This window comes from Candidatus Hakubella thermalkaliphila (genome assembly GCF_013281975.1).
GTDB classification, from domain to species: Bacteria; Actinomycetota; Humimicrobiia; order Hakubellales; family Hakubellaceae; genus Hakubella; species Hakubella thermalkaliphila.
This window is the reverse complement of the sequence record NZ_BLRZ01000221.1, coordinates 1-1,653: the sequence shown is the minus strand read 5'-3', so window position 1 is coordinate 1,653 and position 1,653 is coordinate 1. Positions and strand designations below refer to the sequence as shown.

Genomic DNA, 1,653 nt, shown 5'->3' with positions numbered 1-1,653 from the left:
AAGAGATTTCCTTCTGCTAACCAGGACAAGGACCAGCACCGTCCCCAGGAGCAAGATTGAGTTCCCTAGCCCCACATATATTCCCCGCTCCCTTCCCAGGATCTCTGATACAAAACCCACCAGAGGTTGAGAATACAGTGCTCCCAGGCTGGTCATGGCGAAGAGGAGTCCAGATATGGCTCCGGAGGCCTGAGGCTTCTGATGGATGGCCAGGGACATAGAGAGGGGAAAGATGCCGGAAAGACTCAGGCCGAAGAGGGCAGTAAATATCATTTTGGCTACCACGTTATCCCAGAGGGCGATAATAAGGACAAATACCAGAGTAGCTACGCTGCCCCACAGGACCAGAGTCAGGTCCTGGTATCTTCTGGCCATCCGGGCGAAGATGATCGTGCCTACGGCTATGGAGAGCCAGAAACCGGAGACAGCCAGGGAGCTTATGCTTACTGGAACTCCGAACGCAGAAAGGTAAGTAGTAAACCAGGTAGAAAAGGGTACCTGCGCCCCCATGTAGAAAAGCAGGATCAGGCCGCATAAAACAATGGTGGGGTTGAAAACAGATAAAAGGGTTTCTTTGTTGGAGGGCCTCTGTTTTGGGCTGGGGGCAGTGACCTTCTCCCTCATAAAAAGAAGCAACAAAAAGAAAAAGAGAAAGGCGAAGGCCAAGAAAGCGAATCTCCAGTTAATCTGCTGAAAGAGGATGAAGCTCAGAGCAAGAGGTCCCACAAATGCTCCCAACCCAAAGAACAGGTTGAGTCTGATGATCATAGAGCTTCTTTTCTCCGGATAGATATCAGACAAGATGGTCTGGCTACCGATAGCCAGGGCTCCGTTCCCAAAAGCCAACAGGAAGTTAAAGAGGAAGAGAAGAGGAAAGCTCCCAATTACCGAGAAGCCAAGCAGGCCCAACACAGTGGAGACCAGCCCGAATAGGCTGATTAGCCTCTTGCCCAACCGGTCAGCCAGGTATCCTGAGATAAGGACCGAGGCAGAGAAGCTTATCGAGCCTCCTACAAAGATCAGGCTCATCAACTTGAGATTAATGTTCAGCTCCTGGGTAATGATAGGAATCAAGGGTCCCAGCACTACCCCGGACACTCCCATCATCATGGAACCTATAAGAAAGATGTTGGCAATGTTCCTTTTGCTCCGGTGATACCTTCGGTGATCCATGTGAACTTCCCTCTGTGGTGTATGTCTGTGGTGTATGCTATCATTCTTGGTATGGAAAAGAAAAGAGGTCTTTTAATAACGTTTGAGGGCTCAGATGGAGCAGGAAAAAGCACCCAGATCCAACTTCTCCAGGAATATCTTAGGGAAAAAGGCTATCAGGTAATTATTTCCCGGGAGCCCGGCGGTACTGTTATCGGGGAAAGGATAAGGGAAATCCTCAAAAACCCTGATTTCCAAGAGATGAGTCCTGTGGCAGAGGCTCTTCTCTTTGCGGCCAGCAGGTCCCAGCATGTTGCAGAAGTTGTGCGACCTGCTTTGGAGAAGGGGTATATAGTCCTTCTGGATAGATATATAGACTCCTCCCTGGCCTATCAGGGATTTGCTCGCGGTCTGGGATGGAAGATAGTTATGGAAATGAATGATTGGGCCAACGGGGGTCTCCTGCCCGATCTTACCTTTTTCTTCTTTCTTGTGGGGGGA

2 protein-coding genes are annotated in these 1,653 nt (G+C 49.8%); one reads left to right on the top strand and one right to left on the bottom strand.

The genetic code is table 11. The features are described 5' to 3' along the window. Nucleotides 1-1,173 (bottom strand): MFS transporter (locus tag HW443_RS11070; RefSeq protein ID WP_176238209.1); only part of this gene is annotated, 1,173 nt, incomplete at its 3' end. 21 nt (nt 1,174-1,194) lie between these two features. Here HW443_RS11070 and tmk point away from each other — a divergent pair. Beyond that, a partial coding sequence (tmk, locus tag HW443_RS11065) for a dTMP kinase (protein WP_176238208.1) occupies nt 1,195-1,653 on the top strand: 459 nt, incomplete at its 3' end.